Consider the following 18912-nt stretch of genomic DNA (forward strand, 5'->3'; position numbering starts at 1 on the left):
ACGGCAGGGGGAGGAGTGAAGGACGGCTATCGACTTCGTTGGACTGGAATCCAGAGTTCTCCCGCTCCCGAGGTCCAGTCGGGGGAGGTCTCGGTGACGGTCAGGATCTCCGGTCCCGGGATTGTTTCGTAGGGGTTGGAGGGGAACCATTCGCTGAAGGCGTCGGCCCAGAGTTGTTGCAGTGCGGGCGCGAGTGCGGTGTCGCTGCTTGTCTCGAATACTGCCCAGGTCGATGCGGGCACAGCACGGGTGTCCCAATCGGGTGTTCCAGGCAAGGTGCTTGCAACGGCGAAGTAGTAGTCGAAGAGACTGCCGTCTTCGCGTTCGGGCTCGAAGCCGTCGCTGACGAAGAGGATGTCGGGTAGTTCGGGCAGGTCGGCTAGTTCGCGCAGTTGTTCGCCGGTACCCGGTGTCAGGTTTCGATGGAATTCGGTCATGGCGGTGTTCTCGCCGTGGAACCGGAGTGGGATTCGGGTGGTTCTGCCGACGATATGGAACGCCGGCAGGTCGGTGATGCGGTATCGCATGGTGCTTCGTCCTTCGATGGTCAGGTGAAATGTCACTGCTTGTCTGGAACGCAGGACGGCTCCGGGTCGGCGTGCCCGAGATGGTGTGATGCCGTGCAGGTCTCGGAAGGCGCGGGTGAATGCGTCTGCGGTGTATCCGTACTTCGTCGCAACGTCGAGTACGCCCTGTCCGTCGAGAATATCCGCTGCTGCCAGCGTCATTCGCCGTTGTCGGATGTAGTGCGACAGCGGTAGTCCAGCGAGTGCCGAGAACACTCGTCGAAAGTGATATTCCGATGTGAGGGTGATCCGAGCGAGCTCGGTCGGATCGATCTCGCGGTCGAGATTGCTCTCGATGTAGTCGAGCGCTGAGTTCCATCGTTCGAGCATGTGCCGATGACCTTCCTTTGTTCTGCCCAAAACGATAGGAGCACGGCACCGATGGAGTCTCGACTTTCCGTGTCGCGAAAGGTCGGATTCAGATGGTGCGCAGATGCCGCTCGCCACGTCGTCGTCGCATCCGACCGAGTTCATTCAGCGCAGAACGAGATCGCGCGTCCGCGGGCCGGTAGACGATCAACCGCAGGTCCGGGTCTCCGAGTGGCGTCAGAACATCGAATGTCACGGTCACCGGCCCGACGAGCGGATGTCGCATCGGTTTGTCACCCCGGTTCCGTACGGCCACTTCCCGAGACTGCCAGAACCGGGAGAACTCGCTACTCCCTCGTTCGAGCTCGTCGATCAAGGCGGCGAGCACTTCGTCGTGTGAGTGGTTCACCCACGCGGCACGTAGGTCGGCTACTGCGCCCCGGACGACGTCGTCACGTGCCTCGTAGAATCCGTCGAATCGTTTGTCCAGGAAACACATTCGCAGAACATTGCGTTCCGAGGCCGGACGGTCGTCGATGTCGAGCAGAAGCGCGGCCATTGTTTCGTTCGCGGCCAGGATGTCGAGTCGGTGATTGAGCACCATCGCCGGCAGCGGGGCGATATCGTCGAGCAACTGATGGATTCCGGTGGGAATCTGCTGGGCAGTGGCCCGCTCGGGTGCCCGGTGTCCGGCGAGCGTGAACAGGTAGCCGGTCTGATCGGACGACAGCTTCAACGCATTCGACAGTGACCGAACCACCTGAGCGGATGGTCGAACATCCCTTGCCTGCTCGAGTCGAACGAGATAGTCGACGCTCACCCCAGCCAGCGCAGCGACCTCCTCGCGTCGCAAACCAGGTGTACGTGAAGCCCCGATTCGTGGCGGCAGACCGACATCCGACGGGACGAGTGCCTCGCGTCGGGCACGCAGAAATGCCGCCAGTTCGTCTCGACCCAGCCGCGTACTCACCCGCTTCAGGGTAGGCCACTCCAGCGTGATCAGCCTGGTACCGCCCTTCCCAGGATGATCACGCCCTTCCCGTTGCCAGACGAGACCGGGACTGTGAGCTGGAGTGAACCGTGAACGAGAGGAACAATCTATGACGCGCATGGACGAGTACCGATTGCTGGGACGCTCCGGTCTGCGAGTATCACCATTGTCGCTGGGAGCCATGACATTCGGCGATGCCTGGGGCTGGGGTGCGGACGAGGACGACTCGAGGAGAATCTTCGACGCCTACCTCGACGCGGGCGGAAACATGGTCGACACTGCCAACATTTACACCGACGGCCAATCGGAGCGGTACCTGGGCCGGTTTCTCCGTGGCCGTCGCGATTCGGTCGTCGTCGCGACGAAATACGCGGCGACGCGTGATCCGTCGGATCCGAATGCCGGTGGGGGCGGGAGAAAGAGTCTTCGCGGGTCCGTCGAAGCGAGCCTGAAGAACCTCGGTACCGATTACATCGACCTGCTGTACTTGCACGCGTGGGACGGAATGACGCCGAGTGACGAGATCATCGCATCGCTCGGCGAACTCGTCCGCTCGGGAAAGGTTCTGTATCTGGGTGTTTCGGATACTCCAGCGTGGGAAGTCGCTCGTATGAACACCACCGCAGAGCTTCGTGGATGGCCGTCTTTTGCGTCACTTCAGGTGGAATACAGCCTGGTCGAGCGAACTACCGAGCGAGAATTACTCCCTATGGCAGCCGATCTGGGACTCGGTGTGATTCCTTGGGCTCCGCTCGGCGGTGGAGTGCTGACGGGTAAGTACTCTGCCGCGGACCTTGTCACGGCCGGTTCCGACAGCCCATCAGGAACCCGTCGTGATCACGCGAAGGCAAACGGAACGCTGACCATACGGGGCCTCGACATCGCGAAAGTAGTCGTCGACGTCGCACACGAACTCGGTGTGTCCGCTGCGCAGGTGGCGCTGGCATGGACGCTTCGGAATCCGTCGGTCACCAGCTCTCTGATCGGGGCTCGGACCGTTGAACAGTTGAGGCAGAACATCTCTGCTCTCGATGTGGTCTTCGACGAATCCCAGCTCGACAAGCTACATGCAGTCAGCGCTGTAGACCTCGGGTTTCCGCACGAGTTTCTGACACGACCGATGGTGCGCGGCGTCACGACCGGACGCACCAGTACTCGACCCCGCCCGAATCGGCGGTGGTGAGCCGCACATCATGGCACCGGAGGAGACCGAAAGATCATGGGCTCACCGTCGTCGACGAGTGTGAACCCGGCACGCTCGAGCACCCGGCGGGAGGCCGTGTTCGCCCGGTACACCTGCGCCGCCAGTGGAAGCGCGGCCGCGTGCTCCTGCGCGTGGAGGAGCATCTCGCCTGCGTATCGGTGACCCCAGTGCTCCGGATGCACCCAGTACCCGACCTCGATGTGGTCGGATCGTCTGATCAGGCTGAGCAAGCCGACGGGGTGTCGATCCTCGTCGGTGCCGATGAACCACTGCTGCACATCCGGCCGTTGGCTGCCCGTCGCGTTCAGTGCCTGCGTGAATCGGCGATCGAAATGGTCTCTACTCCAGGGCTTTCCGTCTCCGACCCAACGGACGACCTCAGGGTTCGATGCCATAGAGAATAAGAAGTCGGCGTCGGACTCCTCGGCGGGGCGCAACAGAATCCGTGTCACAACTCTCGAACCCGCGAGGTCAGGTCCCTGCCCGCATCGCCGGTGTCGGCTCTCTCGAACAGCAGCGCGGATACCTCGTCGACTACGCCGATGCTGTCACTGTCGATGCTCATGGGGCTGCCCTTCGTCATCGTTCGAGTCGGCTCGCTGGAATTCTAGCCGGGGCGTGACGCCACTGCAGGGAGGTTGAAGTGCCCGACGTTTCCCACGACAGGCCCACGGTGAGCTACCCGATATACATTGTTGCGCAGTAGGTTTGATTCCCGGTCGGTCAGCGCGCACATCGACGGCCGGACAAGCGAGAGCAGATGACGGGCGGTAGGCTGTTCATGATCTGCAGACGGTATCGGCACGAGCAGTCGGCCGCCATCGAGTTTTCGCAAGGAGACCAAACCACATGAATCTCGCCGACTACGACGTCCTGAGCTTCGATTGCTACGGAACGTTGATCGATTGGGAAGCCGGTATCCTCGACGTGCTCAGGCCATGGGCGCAGCAGGCCGGCTCGCCGTTGTCCGACGACGAGCTGTTGTCGGCGTACGGTGTCAACGAGTCTCAGGCGCAGCGGGATTCGCCCTCGGACCTGTACCCTCGGATACTTGCCGAAGCCTTCGCGCGGACCGGTGGCACGCTGGGAATACCGGTCTCGGCCGAGTGGGCGGACAAGCTCGGGGCTTCCGTTTCGGACTGGCCGGCATTCGAGGATTCGGCCGACGCGTTGTCGTCCCTCGGGGAGAGCTACAAGCTCGTCATCCTCTCCAATGTGCACCGCGACGGCTTCGCAGGTAGCAATCGTCGGCTCGGCGTGCAGTTCGACGCCATCGTCACCGCCGAGGATGTCAAGGCCTACAAGCCGGCCGACAACCACTTCGATGCGCTCGACGGAGTTCTCGAGACGCTGGGTGCCCCACGATCTCGACTACTCCATGTTGCGCAGAGCCTGTTCCACGATCACGTACCGGCGAAGCGGCACGGCATCGCCTCGGTGTGGATCGATCGGCGGCACGATCGTCCCGGATGGGGAGCAACGCCGGAGCCATCCGGGGAATACAGTGTCGACATGAAGTTCCCGAGTATGGCCGCATTCGCAGCAGCGGCCCGCGAAGCCCGCTCGGATGCGTAAGGTCTCGATCCTGATCGGCTTCTCACTCGGGCTCATCGCCTCTATCGGTATCGTCCTGTGGGCCGATGCGCCGCGTCGAGTGAACTACGCATTCGTCGCAGGCAATTCGCAGTACTCGGAGTTCCTGGGTATGCCCGGGCAGCTGGCCACCCTCGTCGTCGGTTTGCCCGTTCTGGGCGCAGTATTCGGTTTCGTTGCAGGCGTGCTGATTTCGAGGGCGCGTAGGAAGCCCTGATCCTAGGACTGCTGTTCGCGAACGATAAACGAGCGCGAATGGTGACGGCGAAAGATGAGTACACCGAGTCCCGCCAGTACGACGAGTTGTCCCAGCAGAACCGGCGCTGGAAGAAGCAGCAGATCCCATCCCGACGCCGCTGCCCGCGTCGACCACACGACGACGGCGGCTACACCGGCGCTGGCCGCTATGTGTCCGACGGCCATGAGACCAGATGGAAGCTTCCGTGTCGACGGACGAACCAGCACTCCGAGACCGACCACGGCACCGAGAAGCGACGCCCGGTAGTACGACCATGATCTCGAAGAGCGGCCCGGGCTCGATGACTCCGATAAATGCCATCTGCACAGCGGCGTACAAGGCGATCGACGCCGAGCAGACGACCGAGATGGTCGAGATACCGACGAGTGCTAGGGCACGTAGGCCGACGCGACTGATCGTCACCAATGCCAGGCGTCACCTCCGACGTTCTGGATAGTTCGTTGCAGGACTCGAATAGTGGTGACGAACTCGTCCTGTCCGATTCCCTGCATGCGCTCGTCCTGCAGCATCTGTTGAACGTCTGCTGCTCGCCGAAACAGTGCTTCACCTTCCGGGGTGAATGTCACGCGCGAATTCGATTCCACGACCAAACCTTTGGCGCGTGCGGACTCGATGGCCTCGACGATTGCTTCCGGCGTGTCGTTGTGCCCGATCTTCTCGATGGTCTCGGCGCGATCGGCCCCCGCGGGATGTAGCGAGATCTGGTGCAGGAGCCACCATTCGGGTTGCGTCAACCCGATGTCATGGAGCGCGCCGCGAATCCGTGCTCGAATTGCCTCCCCGGCGCGCACGGTCCAGAAGCCGATGGGTTGACGCTCGGGCGGTTGCATGGGTCTGTTGGATGTCATGAAAACGAGCCTAAAACCTGAACCGAACTTCAGGTCAAGACCGAGCGAAGGACGAGGGCCATAGCCACCAAAAAAGGCGCTGGCGGCAAGGGGCCGCGTAGCGCGTTCTCTCCCGATGCCATCGAGTTTCCTTCGGGTCTCGTGGGTAGAGTCCCGATCGTGGACAGCCCATCAGGGAAAGGCCTCGTGGCGGTGCTCGCCGCAGTCGGTGCCTCGACAGGTGCTGCAGCAGCGGTGGTCTGGCACGTCGCGATTGCCGGTTCGTCCGATGGTGCGCCGGATTTCGGTTCGGCCTATCTGCGGCCGAATTGGTTTCCCATCACCCTGTACCTCGTCGGTGCCGGGCTGGCAATCGGGTTGGTTGCGGCGTCATTTCTCGTCGATACCGGTCTGCGTCTCGTCCAGGATCGCCAACGCAGTCGCATCGATTTGTTCGCGTTGCTGATCGTGATCGGTGCAATGCTGGGAGCGGGCGCTGCGCTGGCGTGGACCTACTTGCCGCCGCAACCCACTGAAGTCGTTGTCATGCCACCGGTGTGGCCCCGGTATTTCGAGACCAACGACGGCGCCGCCGGACTTCACCAATCGCTGTACAGCGGTGCCATCGGCGGGATCTCGGTTGATCCCTATTCGGATACGAACTCCGCCACGATCGTTCTCGAGAGTGATGTTGTCCCATCAACCTTCACCCCCACCATCGGCAATCCATGGTTGGTGTTTCCGGTCGGCGGCGTACTCGTTGCAGCGTTGGTCGCGTTGACGTTGTCGCTGAGAGATTTTCGCCTGACCGTGGTGTCGCGTTCGGATCAGGATGCTGTGTGACGAGCCTTATTCGTCGGTGCGCAGTTCGTCGACCAAGGTGAACAGCCGGCCCAGGTAGTCGCTGTGGAAGACCTCCGTCGCGCGAATCTTGGCGTCCCCGTCGAGACCGAATTGAAGGTTGACGAGTTCGACCCCGATGGCGACGCGTCGAGCATCGAGTTGTTCGAGTTCGGCGGCGAGAGCGTCGACCTTGGCGACCGGAGACAGTTCGTCAGTCATTCCAGAATCGTAGAGGTCAGCCGACGGCCGCGAGGAACTCGCTGTAGAACAAACCGAGTCCCAGCGCCGACGCGATGGCCGCGAACAACCACAGTCGGATGATGACCGTCGTCTCCGCCCAGCCTGCCAGTTCGAAGTGGTGGTGGATCGGTGCCATTCGGAACGGCCGCTTGCCGGTGCTCTTGAACGACGCGACCTGGATGACGACGGAGGCACTCTCGGCGACGAACAGGGCTCCGAAGACGAGGGCGATCAGTTCGGTCTTGCTCACGATCGACAGTCCGGCGAGCAGTCCGCCGAGGGCGAGTGAGCCGGTGTCGCCCATGAAGATCTTGGCCGGGGCTGCGTTCCACCAGAGGAATCCGATACAGGCACCCGCGGCGGCCGCGCAGACGACTGCGAGGTCGAGTGGATCGCGCACCTCGTAGCACCCGGCGACGGAATTGGTGGCGCAGGATTGCCGGTACTGCCAGAACGTCATCACGGTGTACGCGCCGAGGACGAGCGTCATCGACCCCGCCGCCAGACCGTCGAGCCCGTCGGTGAGGTTGACGGCATTGGACCACGCGACGACGAGGAAGACGCAGAAGAGGACGAAGACAATCGGGGCCATGGTGAAGAAGGTGGACTGGCGTACCAGCGACAACTCGACATTGCCCGGAGTCAGCCCGTTCCCATTCCGGAACTGCAGCGCCAGCACGGCGAAGATCACCGCCGCACTGATCTGCCCGACGTATTTTCCGGTCGCCTTGAGGCCGAGGCTTCGCTTCATGCGGAGTTTGATGTAGTCGTCGAGAAAGCCGACCACACCGAGTGCGGTCGCAAGAGCGAGTATCAACAGCGCCGACGCCGACGGTCCATCGCCGCCCATCGTCACCAGGTGGGAGCCGAGGTAACCGGCCCACAGGCCGACGATGATCGCGACGCCGCCCATCGTCGGCGTTCCTCGCTTGGCGTGGTGACTCGCCGGACCTTCGACCCGAATCTCCTGGCCGAAGCCCTGCCGAGTGAACAGCGCGATGAGAAATGGAGTCAACAGAATCGAGACCGCCAACGCGATTCCACCGGCGATGAGAATGTTGATCATGCGTTGAAGCCCACTCTTCCTCTGTGCTGCTGTTCCCCACCACGATGCTTGTCGAGCACCGCGGGATACTGTGCCAAACGAATCGGCAAAAGTCGCATTGCGTGACGAAGGCGTTACTCAGGGTTGGTAGGCGCTCGGCGGCATTCCGACCAATTCGGTGAACTCCCGAGTGAAGTGAGCCTGGTCGAACCAGCCGTATCGCGCGGCCAGGTCTGCCAGCGGACCCGAGTAGCCGTTGTCGAGCTCGTTGAGGGCGTCGTGAATCCGATATCGCCCGAGTACCCACTTGGGCGTCGCGCCGACATAACGCTCGAAGAGCCGTTGCAATCGACGAGTGCCGATGCCGCACCGCTGTTCCACCTGTGCGACGCGAACCAGCGTCCGGTCGCGCAGCATCGCCGAGATGATGTCCAGGACGGTCTCGTACTCCGGTTCCACGTCACCGGCGTAGGGCGCGAGAACCGCGTCGACGACGGTTCGGCAGTGGTCGGCTTCCAGATGTCCTCCCAGTTCGGCCAGTGCAGCGACGGTCTCGGACCGGAACGGGGTCGGTGGCGCGACCGAGACGTCGCGCAGGGTTCGTGCCACGGTTCCGGTGAAACTCGCGTAGCCGCCGGGCCGGAACTTGACGCCGAAGACCCAACCGGACTCGGCGAGGACGACGTCGAAGCGGCGCGTGAGCACCCCCGTCACGACGACCGGATCGACGACGCCTTCGCGGCTCCAACCGTGTTCGACGCTCAGCGTGCAGGCCGGGTGCGGGAGCGTCGAGCTGCGATAGGAGATGCCCGCCGGCAGATCCCAGCGCAGCTGCCAGTAGTTCTCGACCCATGGTTCGAGGGACGGGGCACACGGCAGCCGAACCAGGTCGACATGCTGCGCCAACTGATCCGGTCGCAGGACGCCGGACTGCGTGGCTGTCGCGTTTTTCCTATCCGGCACGCGCGTCAGTGTAGGAGTCTGGTCCGACACGAGGAGGAGAACACCATGACCGAGACACCCGTTGCCACGCTGAAGATGGTCACCCTGGATTGCGCAGACCCCGAGGTCAGTGCCACGTTCTGGTCGTCGCTGTTGGGCTGGAGCGTCGTCCATGCGGAGAAGGACTACGCGATGCTGCAGGGGCCGAGCAGTGCGCTCGGATTCGGTCGCATCGACGACTATCGGCCTCCCGCCTGGCCCAATGCCAACGGCAGCAAGCAGTTTCACTTCGATCTCGCGGTCGAGGACCTCGACGCAGCGGCGAGTGCGGCAGTGGAGCTGGGTGCGACGCTGCCCGAGGACCAGCCGGGCGAGACCTGGCGCGTGCTGCTCGACCCGTCGGGGCATCCGTTCTGTCTGACGAATGCCGCGAACTGGGGCTGACAGGTCTAGCCTTCTTCCCGTGAACCCTCGCCTCGCAGGAATCGAAATCGTCGTCGCCGACATGGCCTCGGCTCTGGCGTTCTACCGCGTTCTGGGACTGGACATTCCGGCCGAGGCCGATGCCGAGCAGCATGTGGAGGTCGACCTCGGCGGCGTCCGCCTGTTGTTCGACCTGCCGTCGACCATCACCTCGTTCGATCCGACGTGGACGCCGCCCAGCGGGGGACACCGCGTCGCCCTTGCCTTCGATTGCGGGACGCCCGACGGGGTCGACGCGGCGTGGGCAGCGGTGACCGCGGCGGGGTACACCGGCCACCTGCAGCCCTGGGATGCGTTCTGGGGACAGCGTTATGCGGTTGTGCACGACCCCGACGGCACCACCGTCGATCTGTACGCGAACGTCTGAGGCGTCAGCTCTCGGGTTCTTCGCCGGTCGGGCCGCCGGCCAGTTCGACAGCGACGTCGAGATGACCGAGATGGCGGGCGTATTCCTGGAGCACGTGGAAGCAGATCCAGATCAGCGTCGGCTGCTCGTCGGTGAATCGTCCACCCAGGCTGGCCGATTCGTCCATTCGATGTGAGCTCAGTACCTCGTCGGTGAGGCGGGCACCGTCTGCGAGTCTGCGCAGCAGGGTGTCGGCGTCCACATCGGAGGGCACATGCCACGACCCGTCCTTCTGGTCTCCCCACGGTGCGTCGACTGCGCGGCCGAGGAATCCCCAGACGAACCAGCGCTGCTCCATGTGCACCAGATGGGTCAGCATCTGCAGTGGGGTCCACTCCGAGGGCACTGTCGTGGTGTTCAGGGCATCCTCGCTCAGCGCGGTGATGCGTCGAACGAGTTCGTTGCGATAGAACGCCAGGTATTCGCGAAACAGGTCGGCGGGATCGGAGAGGGCGGAGTTCGGTTCGGGAAAGACCGTCAACTGGGCCATGGTCTCTATTCGTCGGGTAGTGAGCTGAGTGTCCACAATTCGGCTCGGCAGGCGGAAAACCGTCCGCAGACGAAAATTGTGGACACTGAGCGATGTTGGCTCAGTCGTTCCTGCGCTGCTCGCGGGCGATGCGGCGCTGTTCCTCGGCTCGGGCGCGGCAACGGCGCAGGAATTCCTCGTCGCTCTCCTGCGATTGGGCAACGGCGCGTCCGGGTCGTGCGTCGTATTCGGGGTAGGCCGACGAGGTACGAGGCACGCCGCTGCCACCCCAGATGCCGCCGTTCTCGGGTCGGCCGACGACGAGCCACGCAATCGACCCGGCGAGCGGCAGAACGATGACGAGCAGCAGCCACACCATTTTCGGAAGATGGCGGATGCCGGAGTCGTCGGCGGTGATGACGTCGATCAAACAGAAGATCGACAGCAGCATGATCAGCAGGCCGAAGTACGGCACGGGAAATCCTCCAGGGTTGTCAGACCGTGCGGTCGGTCTTTCGCGACTATCAGATCACTCGTTGTACCGCGGATCAAGTGCTGGGACGTCAGGTGTCGTGACTCAGCCGAGTACCAGCAGCGCCGCCAATGTCAGCATCATCACTCCGATGCCGAGGTCGAGTACTCGCCACGCCGCCGGCCTCGCGAACAGCGGACTGAGCACCCGCGATCCGTATCCCAGGGCGGTGAACCACAGCACGCTGCCCAGCATCGCGCCGGCGGCGAACCACCACCGCAGTTCACCCGGCTGACGGTTTCCGATCGACCCGAGGAACACCACGGTGTCGAGGTAGACGTGAGGGTTGAGCCAGGTCAGAGCCAGGCACGTGGCGAGAGCGGCGATCAGCGAACCGCCTCCGTGCGCCTCCGCGGTCATGGTGGACGGTGTGCGGGCACGGTTCAGTGCCATCAGTCCGTAGACGAGAAGAAACAGTGCACCGAGGATGGTCACGACCCGTAGAGCGACGGGGAACCGGTCGACGAGAACGCCGATTCCTGCCACCCCGGCCAGGATGAGAATCGCGTCGGACAACGCGCACACTGCCACCACCGGCAGTACGTGGGCGCGTTGTAGGCCCTTACGCAGTACGAATGCGTTCTGCGCTCCGATGGCGACGATGAGGGAAAGTCCGACGCCCAATCCGGTGAGGGTCGATTGTGCGGCGGCAAGCGAGGTCATGCCGGCAACGCTAGGAGGGTGCAACGGTTAGGTCCAGCGAATGTATTTGAGTAATGATTAGCGTAGCTTCATCTGATGGAGATCGAGCAGCTCAGAGCCCTGCGGGCAGTGGTCGACGGCGGGACGTTCGAGGCCGCGGCCCGCGCGCTGCACGTGACGCCGTCCGCGGTGAGTCAGCGCATCAAGTCACTGGAACAATCCCTCGGTCGGACTCTGGTTCAGCGGAGCAAGCCTGTGGTGGCAACCCAGTCCGGCGTCTCAGTGCTGCGTCTGGCGCGCCAGATCGACACTCTCACCGAGCAGACTCGGGCAGAACTGAGTGACGACGGCGTCTCTGCGCCCCTTTCGCTTGCCGTCAATGCGGATTCGATGGCGACCTGGGTGCTGCCCGCGCTCGCGCCACTGGCGCGCAACACCACCTTCGATCTGCATCGACAGGATCAGGACCGGACCGCGCAGTTGCTGCACGACGGGATCGTCTCCGCTGCAATAACGTCCGTGGCCAGCCCGGTTCGTGGCTGTACTGTCCGACGCCTCGGCGCGATGCGCTACCGGCCGTCGGCCACACCGGAGTTCATCGAACGGTGGTTCGCCGCTGGGGTGACGGCAGAGGCTTTGCGCTGCGCTCCGGTGGTCGTGTTCGATGCAGACGACCGGTTGCAGGACAACTACTTACAGCGTTTCGGTATCGAACCGCACGAACCCCCGAGGCACCTGGTACCGGCCTCTGCCGACTACGCGCGGGCTGTCGACCTCGGCTTCGGCTGGGGCATGATCCCCGATCTGCAGGCCCGTGACTCGCTGAAGTGCTTCGACGACAACGGAATCGACGATGTGCTGCTCTATTGGCAGCAATGGTCGCTGTCCTCTGCTGCACTCCAGCGAGCGGCCGAGGCCGTGGCAGTGGGTGCGGCACGAATGCTGCTGTAGCTCAGGCCGGACATTCCCGAGCGCTAGAGGATGCTCAGCACCCGGTCGATGGAGTCGACTGCCTGTGTCAGTTCGGCTTCGGTGATGGTCAGTGCAGGTCGGAATCGCACTGCCGCATCGCCGCAGCCGAGCGCCAGTACACGTTCCTCGGTACGCAACAGCTCGATCACGCGGTCGCGGGTGGAGGCGTCGGGTAGGGAGAAGGCGCACATCAGACCGCGGCCACGGACCTCGGATACAACCGTGTGTCGAGTTGCCAACTCTTGCAACCGGTTCAGCAGTACAGCTCCGAGCTCACCGGCACGAGAGATGAGCTTCTCGGCCTCGACGACCTCCAGGATTCGACGCGACCGCACCATGTCGGTGAGGTTCCCACCCCACGTGGAGTTGATGCGGGAGCTGACAGCGAAGACGTTGTCGTCGATGTCGTCGACGCGACCGCCGGCCATGACCCCGCAGACCTGAACCTTCTTGCCGAAGGCCACGACATCGGGGACGACGTCGAGCTGCTGGAATGCCCATGCGGTGCCGGTCATTCCGGCTCCGGTCTGCACTTCGTCCATCACGAACAGTGCGTCGAACTCGTGGCAGAGCTCCCGTAGCTTCTGCAGGAAGCGAGGCCGGAAGTGGTGATCTCCACCCTCGCCCTGGATGGGTTCGATGATGGCACAAGCGATGTCGTGCGGATTGGCCTCGAACGCCACCCGAGCCGCCGCCAACGATGCGTCCTCGAGTTCGTCCATGTTCGCGTCGGATCGGATGAACGGGGACGGGATGCGCGGCCAGTCGAATTTCGGGAAGCGGGCAACCTTGTTCGGATCGGTGTTGGTGAGCGACATCGTGTAGCCCGAGCGCCCGTGGAACGCATGCTCGAAGTGCATCACCTGGGAGCCCAGTGACGGGTCGAGACCATGACTTTCGTTCCAGCGTGACTTCCAGTCGAACGCCACCTTCAACGCGTTCTCCACCGCCAATGCGCCGCCCTCCACGAAGAACAGGTGGGGCAGGCGAGCGTCACCGAGGACCCGCGCGAACGTGTCGACGAATCGGGCCATGGGCACAGTGTAGATGTCGGAGTTGCTCGGCTTGTTCATCGCCGCCTGCATCAGATCGGCCCGAAACTCCGGGTCGTCGATCAAGGCGGGATGGTTCATGCCCAGCGCATTGGACGCGAAGAACGTGAACAGGTCGAGGTAGCGGGTGCCGTCCCTGGCGTCGACCAGTGTGGAGCCGGTCGAGGCGTCGAGGTCGAGAACCAGCTCGAAACCGTCGGCCAGTAGGTGTTCGCCGATCACCTCACGGACCGTCGAGGCGTCGATGGTCGCGCCTGCGCGCTGTAATACTTGCGTCATGAGGTCGAACATACGCGTTAAAATTCCGTAAGCAAGTCCATATAACAGGAAATTATACGGTTGTGACCGTCATCGGTAGGCTCATCTCCGACAGTTCGGTTCTCTTCACGGAAGGTGTACGCGCATGTCTGCATCCATCACCCACGACGAGTTGAGTGTGCGCACTCGCGCGATCCTCGACCGGCTGGGTGCCACGATCGCGCTCGACGCCCCCGCGGGACCGGACGCGATCATCGCGCGCTCGCCGATCACCGGTGGGAACCTGGCGTCGCTGGCGTCGGCCTCGGCGGCCGATGTCGAGACCGTCGTCGCCGACGCTCGCACCGCGTTCGTGTCGTGGTCGCAGGTGCCGGCTCCCGTACGTGGTCAGGTGATCCGGGAACTCGGTGAACTGCTGCGCGTACACAAGGAGGATCTGGGCGCGCTGGTGTCCATCGAGGCCGGAAAGATCGTCTCCGAGGGCCTCGGTGAGGTGCAGGAGATGATCGACATCTGCGACTTCGCCGTCGGACTCTCGCGTCAGCTGTACGGCAACACGATCGCCACCGAACGCCCCGGGCATCGCATGATGGAGCAGTGGCATCCGCTCGGTGTCGTCGGCGTCATCACCGCATTCAATTTCCCTGTTGCGGTGTGGAGTTGGAATACCGCTCTCGCTCTCGTCGCGGGAGACACGGTCATCTGGAAGCCGTCGGAGAAGACTCCGCTGACGGCCGTCGGAGTGCAGGCGCTGTTCGAGCGCGCCGCCGCCGCAGCCGGAGTGGACCCCAAGATCGCGCAGCTGGTTATCGGTGATCGCGCGTCAGGCGAAGCGCTGGTGGACGATTCGCGGGTTGCGTTGGTCTCGGCGACCGGCTCGACGAGGATGGGCCGTGCCGTCGCACCTCGTGTCGCCGAGCGATTCGGCCGAGTGTTGCTCGAACTCGGCGGAAACAACGCAGCGATCGTGACGCCGTCGGCCGATCTCGATCTGACCACGCGTGGTCTGGTGTTCTCGGCCGCCGGGACGGCAGGGCAGCGGTGCACCTCGCTTCGACGCGTCATCGTGCATTCGTCCGTCGCGGACGAGTTGGTCGGCAAGCTGGTCGCGGCCTACGAGACGCTCTCGATCGGATCTCCCTTGGCCAGTGACACTCTGGTGGGTCCGCTCATCGATGCCGGTGCGTTCGCGGGGTATCAGAAGGCTCTCGAGGCTGCGGTGTCCGACGGCGGAACATTGGTGGTCGGCGGCGAGCGGGTCGACGTGGTCGACGAGTACTCGTTCTATGTTCAGCCCGCGATCGTGACGATGCCCGCGCAGACCGACATCGTCAAGCACGAGACGTTCGCGCCCATCATGTACGTGCTGACGTACGAGACCCTCGACGAGGCCATCGCACTGCACAACGATGTGCCGCAGGGTCTTTCGTCGTCGATCTTCACCACCGACCTGCGTGAGGCGGAGCGCTTCCTGTCCGCTGCCGGCTCGGACTGCGGCATCGCCAACGTCAACATCGGACCCTCCGGCGCCGAGATCGGCGGTGCCTTCGGCGGCGAGAAAGAAACCGGTGGCGGCCGCGAATCCGGTTCGGACGCATGGAAGGCCTACATGCGGCGGGCGACGAACACGGTCAACTACTCCAACGAACTGCCCCTGGCACAGGGAGTGAAGTTCGGCTGACGGCATGATCGGCAGTATGAAAGTACTGTCGATGATCCTCGCCGGCGTCGTCGTCGGCTATGCGATCAGTGATGTCCGACCGCTCGACTCCCTGCTGAGCAGCACGGCCGAATTCGGTTCACCGGCAACGATCGTCAACGGGCTCACTGTCCTCGCACTGACCGCCTGCCTGGTGAGCGTCGTGCTCGCGCGTTCGAGTGCACGGGGTGTGCTCGTCGTGGCGATCGGAGCAGTACTCGTTGTCGTGTTCCGGACAGTCGGCATGGTGACCGGAATGTTCGGAGACTGGGCCGGCGCAGTGGGCGCAGGTGCACTGCTCGGCGCGTCCGCCCTGCTGGCGGGGCGACATCGCGGTGCGCAGGCATCGCTGGTCGTCGCCGCTGTCGGAGCCGGTCTTCTCGGTAAAGCGCTCGATGCCCTGCTGCAAGCCGACGACGGTCCCGTGTTCGTGTGGGATGTCGTCGGTGCCGAGGACGCAGTGGTTCCGGAGCGGGCGATCGTCATGGTGATCGTGGCCTCGGCCGCGGCGATCGCACTGTTCCTGGCGTACCGCAATCAAGAACTACAGCCACACGAGACCCGACGAACTCTGCTGGTCGGGCTTCCGTTGCCTGTGGCAGCCGGTGTTCTGAGTTGGTTCGCCGGCGGCCACGACAGTGGGGATGCCCTCTGGCTCGGTGCACTTGCCGGTATGACGGCCATCGCGCTGGTGGCGTCGTTCCTTCTGCCCGGGCGCGACGGACGGCTGCTGCTGGTCCTGTTCGCGTCATCGTCGGCCGGGATCGGCTCGTTCGGCTTCGCTGCCGGTGACAGTGCGCAGTTGGCTCTGAGCGTGGGTCTGCTGATCGTCGGAGCCGGCCTCGGCTACCGCTGGCCGCAGCTGTACATCGGGCTGGGCGGGCTGTTCGTCATCGCCGTTGCGGGCGCGATCGGGGGCTATGCCGAGGTGCCGACGGGATCGGAATTCGCCCTGCCGTTGGTCGCCGCGTACGTGGTGGTGTCGGTTCTCGCGACGTCGCCGGGCTCTCTGGCGCTCTCGCTGCCTGTGCTGTTCACCATGACTCTGCCGGTGGTGGTGTATGCCGCGAGTTATCAGCCGGGCCTGTCTTCGGACGAGGCAGTCGCCACGCGCACGAGCGAGCCCGACCACCTGGTGTTGTCGGTGGCCGGGCTCGTGGTCGTAGCAGTGGTGACTTGTGCCTGCGCGGTGCTGATGCGCAGGCCTGCCGTCGTGAGCGGAACCTCGTAGCGGGCTACGAAGTTCCGTTCACCTAGGGTGCCGGGACTGCCGTCGTCGTGGTCGGAACGACGGTCTCCGGAGCTGTCTCGGCAGCCGTGTCGGTCGCGGTGACGCAGACCGGCGGTGCTCCCTCGACCGGCGTCTCACCCTCGACGGGGATCGTGCACTCGGGTGTCGTCGTGACGACAGCGGGTGCCGGCGTCTCGGCGGTGGTGACGGGTGCGGGTGCAGCCGGAACGGTGGTCGTCACGACGGGGGTCGAGGTTGCCGGGGCGGTCGTCGTGGCCTTCGGAGTTGCCGTTGCCGACGTGGTCACCGGTGCGACGATCGTTTCGATCGCTGCGCGTCCGGCCTTCTCCTGAACTGCCTTGGTCTTCACCGGCTCGCCCCGGTTGGCTTCCTCCGCCAGTTCGGTCAGCCATGCCGCGGCGTACTGCACCGAGGTCAGCGGCTTGCCGTTGGCGGCATCGGCGTCGCGCCAGTAGTCGAAGTGGTGTCCCGATCCGGGTGCCAGGGTGAGGCCGTACGGGTCGTTCATCACGACGGGGATCGTGTTCTGGTTCGAGGAGATGAAGCCGGTGATCTCCTTGAAGATCTTCTGCGGCAGGTACACCAGGTCGACCATCTGACCGGTCTCGATCGGCTCCTGTTCGCCGTCGACCTTCGCAGAGACGGGGGTCGTCACTGAGCCGGGCTTGTAGTCGGGCTCGGAAACCTTGATCAGCACGTCGAGGAACGTCTCGTCGCTCTGCATCCAGTTGGGCTGCGATGCGATCTCGTTGAAGGCGTTGACTGCGATGCGTCCCAGGGCCAGTGCGAGATCTGCACCGGTGGCGGGAGTGAGGTTCTCGTTCTGCAGCGCGTCGGCGTTGACCTGGCGACCGACGTTGGCGGCCAGGTGAATCAATGACGTGTTGGCGGGGAGTGCGCAGGTGAGGTCGCCGTCGGAGCAGAAGGACGCCACTCGGCCGTCGAGTGCGCCGAATCCGCCGGACGTACCGGGGAGTGCGCCTTGGCCGGAGACCGCGTTGTTGCCGTTCTGGTACTGGGTGTCGAAGCCGTCCGGGTTACCGAACGGGTTCTCGGCTCCGGGGAACGGGCCCTCCCCGGCGACGCGGCCTGCGTCGGCGAAGATGACGACACCGACGACCTGGTTGGGGTCGACGATTCCGTAGGTGCCGTCGGCGGACACAACCTGGTTGCCGACCTCCATCGCGGTGCGGCGGGCAACGTCTGCGCCCTCGCTGTAGCCGACGATGGCGAATCTGGTGTCGGGGCAGGACGCCGAGATCGTCCTCATGATGGTCTGCGAGTTGGTGACGCCGGTCTGCACGGCGTTCTCGTAGCTCGCCAGGTCGGCCGGGTACTCGACGTACACCGCGGCGTAGGAGTCCGGAACCACGTTGCCGTTGTTGGGGGCGCGCACGGCCTGGTCGATCCAGTCGCTGGAGTAGTCACCGGACATCGCTGCGGGGAGCCGCTCGCCCTCGGGGGTGGTGAGCCACTTGACGCCCTCGCGCGGGGTGTCGCCGCGGCCGCCGATCGCGATGCTCACCATGTCGTAGCAGGTGGCCGTCGAGACCAGTTCGATCGATGCTTCGGTGGTCGTGGACGGAGTCGACCACGGTGCGGCGACAACTACTCCGGCACCGAGGGCTCCGATCGCGAACGCGCTCAACGCAACGCGCGCACGCTTCGACTTGCCAACATTCATGTTTTCGATCCCCATCGCTCACGGCCCGAACCGATTTTCCCGACTGCAGTTGCCAGTGGGTTACCCGGGATTTCGTCGGTCGGGTCGTTCGCGTTACAAACCGCGTCATTTACCGTCGTACGCATGGCTTTTCGACCCCAAATGACATCGATGGCATTCGACCTGCCCGACGGGTCGACGTGCGTTGTGCGTGAGGCGGTGGCGTCGGACCTGGAATCGATCGTGGCCTTGCTGGTCGACGACCCGCTGGGTGTCATGCGGGAGTGCGCCGACGACATGGGTCGGTATCGCGCCGCGTTCGAGGACATCTACTCGGATCCACGAAACCTGCAGGTAGTGGTGGTGCACGGTGACGCGGTGGTGGCAACGCTGCAGTTGACCCTCGTTCCCGGGCTGGCACGAGGAGGCGCACTGCGGGCGCAGATCGAAGCGGTTCGGGTGGCCGCGCGGTGGCGTGGCCGGGGACTCGGCGGTGCGCTGATCAGGTGGGCGATCGCGGAAGCCGAGCGGCGTGGGTGTGCTCTGGTGCAGTTGACGTCCGACGTCAGTCGAACGGACGCCCACCGCTTCTACACCCGTCTCGGCTTCGTCGACTCCCACGTCGGCTACAAGTTGGCACTCGGAACTACCGCCTAGATACCCTG

The 18912-nt window shown here is 64.0% G+C and carries 23 protein-coding genes; 10 read left to right on the plus strand and 13 right to left on the minus strand.

From position 1 onward, the window contains the following. Positions 1 to 26 precede the first annotated feature (26 nt). The gene (locus tag CH295_RS09660) at positions 27 to 896 is read right to left on the minus strand and encodes an AraC family transcriptional regulator (RefSeq protein WP_094632107.1); all 870 of its coding nucleotides are present in this window, start codon (positions 894 to 896) and stop codon (positions 27 to 29) included. Between the two features lie 88 nt (positions 897 to 984). Next, a complete protein-coding gene (locus CH295_RS09665; RefSeq protein WP_212556160.1) occupies positions 985 to 1845 on the minus strand; it encodes a helix-turn-helix transcriptional regulator in 861 nt (286 codons plus the stop codon). A 130-nt stretch (positions 1846 to 1975) separates the two neighbouring features. Between CH295_RS09665 and CH295_RS09670 the strand changes: the two genes are divergently transcribed. Next, positions 1976 to 3049 carry an aldo/keto reductase gene (locus CH295_RS09670; protein ID WP_094740530.1) on the plus strand — a complete coding sequence of 358 codons (1074 nt, stop codon included), beginning with the start codon at positions 1976 to 1978 and terminating at the stop codon, positions 3047 to 3049. Between the two features lie 8 nt (positions 3050 to 3057). Here the strand turns inward: CH295_RS09670 and CH295_RS09675 are convergent, their stop codons facing one another. Next, a complete protein-coding gene (locus CH295_RS09675) occupies positions 3058 to 3522 on the minus strand; it encodes a GNAT family N-acetyltransferase (protein ID WP_170945842.1) in 465 nt (154 codons plus the stop codon). Between the two features lie 397 nt (positions 3523 to 3919). Between CH295_RS09675 and CH295_RS09680 the strand changes: the two genes are divergently transcribed. Both CH295_RS09680 and CH295_RS09685 read left to right on the plus strand, forming a co-directional pair. After that, positions 3920 to 4645 (plus strand): HAD-IA family hydrolase, encoded by a 726-nt coding sequence (locus tag CH295_RS09680; protein WP_094740531.1) that lies wholly within the window; start codon positions 3920 to 3922, stop codon positions 4643 to 4645. Continuing rightward, positions 4638 to 4880 carry a hypothetical protein gene (locus CH295_RS09685; protein ID WP_094740532.1) on the plus strand — a complete coding sequence of 81 codons (243 nt, stop codon included), beginning with the start codon at positions 4638 to 4640 and terminating at the stop codon, positions 4878 to 4880. The genes CH295_RS09680 and CH295_RS09685 overlap by 8 nt, the downstream gene beginning before the upstream one ends. 2 nt (positions 4881 to 4882) lie before the next feature. On the opposite strand, the gene CH295_RS09690 is transcribed toward CH295_RS09685, so the two are convergent. Both CH295_RS09690 and CH295_RS09695 read right to left on the minus strand, forming a co-directional pair. Next, on the minus strand, positions 4883 to 5086 hold the full coding sequence (locus tag CH295_RS09690) for a hypothetical protein (protein ID WP_141216983.1): 204 nt from the start codon (positions 5084 to 5086) through the stop codon (positions 4883 to 4885). Positions 5087 to 5320: 234 nt separating this feature from the next. Next, entirely contained in the window at positions 5321 to 5770 is a 450-nt protein-coding gene (locus tag CH295_RS09695) for a MarR family winged helix-turn-helix transcriptional regulator (protein ID WP_094740534.1), read from the minus strand. A gap of 159 nt (positions 5771 to 5929) precedes the next feature. Here CH295_RS09695 and CH295_RS09700 point away from each other — a divergent pair, with 159 nt between their 5' ends. Further along, the gene (locus CH295_RS09700; RefSeq protein WP_141216984.1) at positions 5930 to 6592 is read left to right on the plus strand and encodes a hypothetical protein; all 663 of its coding nucleotides are present in this window, start codon (positions 5930 to 5932) and stop codon (positions 6590 to 6592) included. A 6-nt stretch (positions 6593 to 6598) separates the two neighbouring features. Here the strand turns inward: CH295_RS09700 and CH295_RS09705 are convergent, their stop codons facing one another. The 3 genes from CH295_RS09705 to CH295_RS09715 all read right to left on the minus strand — a co-directional run bounded on the left by CH295_RS09705 (position 6599) and on the right by CH295_RS09715 (position 8840). Then, complete coding sequence (locus tag CH295_RS09705) at positions 6599 to 6811, minus strand: hypothetical protein (protein ID WP_037195400.1); 213 nt, start codon at positions 6809 to 6811, stop codon at positions 6599 to 6601. A gap of 16 nt (positions 6812 to 6827) precedes the next feature. Continuing rightward, complete coding sequence (gene mraY, locus CH295_RS09710; RefSeq protein WP_094632089.1) at positions 6828 to 7898, minus strand: phospho-N-acetylmuramoyl-pentapeptide-transferase; 1071 nt, start codon at positions 7896 to 7898, stop codon at positions 6828 to 6830. Between the two features lie 117 nt (positions 7899 to 8015). After that, a complete protein-coding gene (locus CH295_RS09715) occupies positions 8016 to 8840 on the minus strand; it encodes a helix-turn-helix transcriptional regulator (protein ID WP_252341980.1) in 825 nt (274 codons plus the stop codon). Positions 8841 to 8885: 45 nt separating this feature from the next. Between CH295_RS09715 and CH295_RS09720 the strand changes: the two genes are divergently transcribed. Together CH295_RS09720 and CH295_RS09725 are read left to right on the plus strand one after the other, a co-directional pair. Further along, the gene (locus CH295_RS09720) at positions 8886 to 9263 is read left to right on the plus strand and encodes a VOC family protein (protein ID WP_037195403.1); all 378 of its coding nucleotides are present in this window, start codon (positions 8886 to 8888) and stop codon (positions 9261 to 9263) included. Further along, positions 9244 to 9669 carry a VOC family protein gene (locus CH295_RS09725; protein WP_170945843.1) on the plus strand — a complete coding sequence of 142 codons (426 nt, stop codon included), beginning with the start codon at positions 9244 to 9246 and terminating at the stop codon, positions 9667 to 9669. The genes CH295_RS09720 and CH295_RS09725 overlap by 20 nt, the downstream gene beginning before the upstream one ends. A 4-nt stretch (positions 9670 to 9673) precedes the next feature. Here the strand turns inward: CH295_RS09725 and CH295_RS09730 are convergent, their stop codons facing one another. From CH295_RS09730 to CH295_RS09740, 3 genes are all read right to left on the minus strand, one after another. Beyond that, complete coding sequence (locus CH295_RS09730; RefSeq protein ID WP_094740537.1) at positions 9674 to 10198, minus strand: mycothiol transferase; 525 nt, start codon at positions 10196 to 10198, stop codon at positions 9674 to 9676. 100 nt (positions 10199 to 10298) lie between these two features. Continuing rightward, the gene (locus CH295_RS09735) at positions 10299 to 10652 is read right to left on the minus strand and encodes a PLD nuclease N-terminal domain-containing protein (protein WP_037195407.1); all 354 of its coding nucleotides are present in this window, start codon (positions 10650 to 10652) and stop codon (positions 10299 to 10301) included. Between the two features lie 102 nt (positions 10653 to 10754). Next, the gene (locus tag CH295_RS09740; protein WP_094740538.1) at positions 10755 to 11372 is read right to left on the minus strand and encodes a LysE/ArgO family amino acid transporter; all 618 of its coding nucleotides are present in this window, start codon (positions 11370 to 11372) and stop codon (positions 10755 to 10757) included. A 75-nt stretch (positions 11373 to 11447) separates the two neighbouring features. Here CH295_RS09740 and CH295_RS09745 point away from each other — a divergent pair, with 75 nt between their 5' ends. Continuing rightward, complete coding sequence (locus CH295_RS09745) at positions 11448 to 12302, plus strand: LysR family transcriptional regulator ArgP (RefSeq protein WP_170945844.1); 855 nt, start codon at positions 11448 to 11450, stop codon at positions 12300 to 12302. 23 nt (positions 12303 to 12325) lie between these two features. On the opposite strand, the gene lat is transcribed toward CH295_RS09745, so the two are convergent. Then, positions 12326 to 13654: an L-lysine 6-transaminase gene (lat, locus tag CH295_RS09750; protein WP_094740607.1), complete on the minus strand. Its 1329-nt coding sequence runs from the start codon at positions 13652 to 13654 to the stop codon at positions 12326 to 12328. Positions 13655 to 13778: 124 nt separating this feature from the next. Between lat and amaB the strand changes: the two genes are divergently transcribed. Then, positions 13779 to 15314, plus strand: coding sequence for an L-piperidine-6-carboxylate dehydrogenase (amaB, locus tag CH295_RS09755; RefSeq protein WP_094740540.1), 1536 nt, complete (start codon positions 13779 to 13781; stop codon positions 15312 to 15314). A 16-nt stretch (positions 15315 to 15330) separates the two neighbouring features. Beyond that, entirely contained in the window at positions 15331 to 16563 is a 1233-nt protein-coding gene (locus CH295_RS09760) for a hypothetical protein (RefSeq protein WP_141216985.1), read from the plus strand. A 22-nt stretch (positions 16564 to 16585) separates the two neighbouring features. Here the strand turns inward: CH295_RS09760 and CH295_RS09765 are convergent, their stop codons facing one another. Then, on the minus strand, positions 16586 to 18283 hold the full coding sequence (locus CH295_RS09765) for a cutinase family protein (RefSeq protein WP_037195421.1): 1698 nt from the start codon (positions 18281 to 18283) through the stop codon (positions 16586 to 16588). Positions 18284 to 18391: 108 nt separating this feature from the next. Between CH295_RS09765 and CH295_RS09770 the strand changes: the two genes are divergently transcribed. Beyond that, positions 18392 to 18904, plus strand: coding sequence for a GNAT family N-acetyltransferase (locus CH295_RS09770; RefSeq protein WP_252341981.1), 513 nt, complete (start codon positions 18392 to 18394; stop codon positions 18902 to 18904). Positions 18905 to 18912: the final 8 nt, after the last annotated feature.

Origin of the sequence: Rhodococcus sp. 14-2483-1-2, assembly GCF_002259405.1 — a bacterium.
Taxonomy (GTDB): domain Bacteria; phylum Actinomycetota; class Actinomycetes; order Mycobacteriales; family Mycobacteriaceae; genus Rhodococcoides.

Coding starts and splice junctions, on each gene's coding strand:
- CH295_RS09660 (WP_094632107.1), bottom strand. CDS start 896: ATGCTCGAACGATGGAACTCAGCGCTCGACTACATCGAGAGCAATCTC.
- CH295_RS09670 (WP_094740530.1), top strand. CDS start 1,976: ATGACGCGCATGGACGAGTACCGATTGCTGGGACGCTCCGGTCTGCGA.
- CH295_RS09680 (WP_094740531.1), top strand. CDS start 3,920: ATGAATCTCGCCGACTACGACGTCCTGAGCTTCGATTGCTACGGAACG.
- CH295_RS09685 (WP_094740532.1), top strand. CDS start 4,638: ATGCGTAAGGTCTCGATCCTGATCGGCTTCTCACTCGGGCTCATCGCC.
- CH295_RS09690 (WP_141216983.1), bottom strand. CDS start 5,086: ATGGCCGTCGGACACATAGCGGCCAGCGCCGGTGTAGCCGCCGTCGTC.
- CH295_RS09695 (WP_094740534.1), bottom strand. CDS start 5,770: ATGACATCCAACAGACCCATGCAACCGCCCGAGCGTCAACCCATCGGC.
- CH295_RS09705 (WP_037195400.1), bottom strand. CDS start 6,811: ATGACTGACGAACTGTCTCCGGTCGCCAAGGTCGACGCTCTCGCCGCC.
- mraY (WP_094632089.1), bottom strand. CDS start 7,898: ATGATCAACATTCTCATCGCCGGTGGAATCGCGTTGGCGGTCTCGATT.
- CH295_RS09720 (WP_037195403.1), top strand. CDS start 8,886: ATGACCGAGACACCCGTTGCCACGCTGAAGATGGTCACCCTGGATTGC.
- CH295_RS09725 (WP_170945843.1), top strand. CDS start 9,244: ATGCCGCGAACTGGGGCTGACAGGTCTAGCCTTCTTCCCGTGAACCCT.
- CH295_RS09730 (WP_094740537.1), bottom strand. CDS start 10,198: ATGGCCCAGTTGACGGTCTTTCCCGAACCGAACTCCGCCCTCTCCGAT.
- CH295_RS09740 (WP_094740538.1), bottom strand. CDS start 11,372: ATGACCTCGCTTGCCGCCGCACAATCGACCCTCACCGGATTGGGCGTC.
- CH295_RS09745 (WP_170945844.1), top strand. CDS start 11,448: ATGGAGATCGAGCAGCTCAGAGCCCTGCGGGCAGTGGTCGACGGCGGG.
- lat (WP_094740607.1), bottom strand. CDS start 13,654: ATGACGCAAGTATTACAGCGCGCAGGCGCGACCATCGACGCCTCGACG.
- amaB (WP_094740540.1), top strand. CDS start 13,779: ATGTCTGCATCCATCACCCACGACGAGTTGAGTGTGCGCACTCGCGCG.
- CH295_RS09760 (WP_141216985.1), top strand. CDS start 15,331: ATGAAAGTACTGTCGATGATCCTCGCCGGCGTCGTCGTCGGCTATGCG.
- CH295_RS09765 (WP_037195421.1), bottom strand. CDS start 18,283: ATGGGGATCGAAAACATGAATGTTGGCAAGTCGAAGCGTGCGCGCGTT.
- CH295_RS09770 (WP_252341981.1), top strand. CDS start 18,392: ATGGCTTTTCGACCCCAAATGACATCGATGGCATTCGACCTGCCCGAC.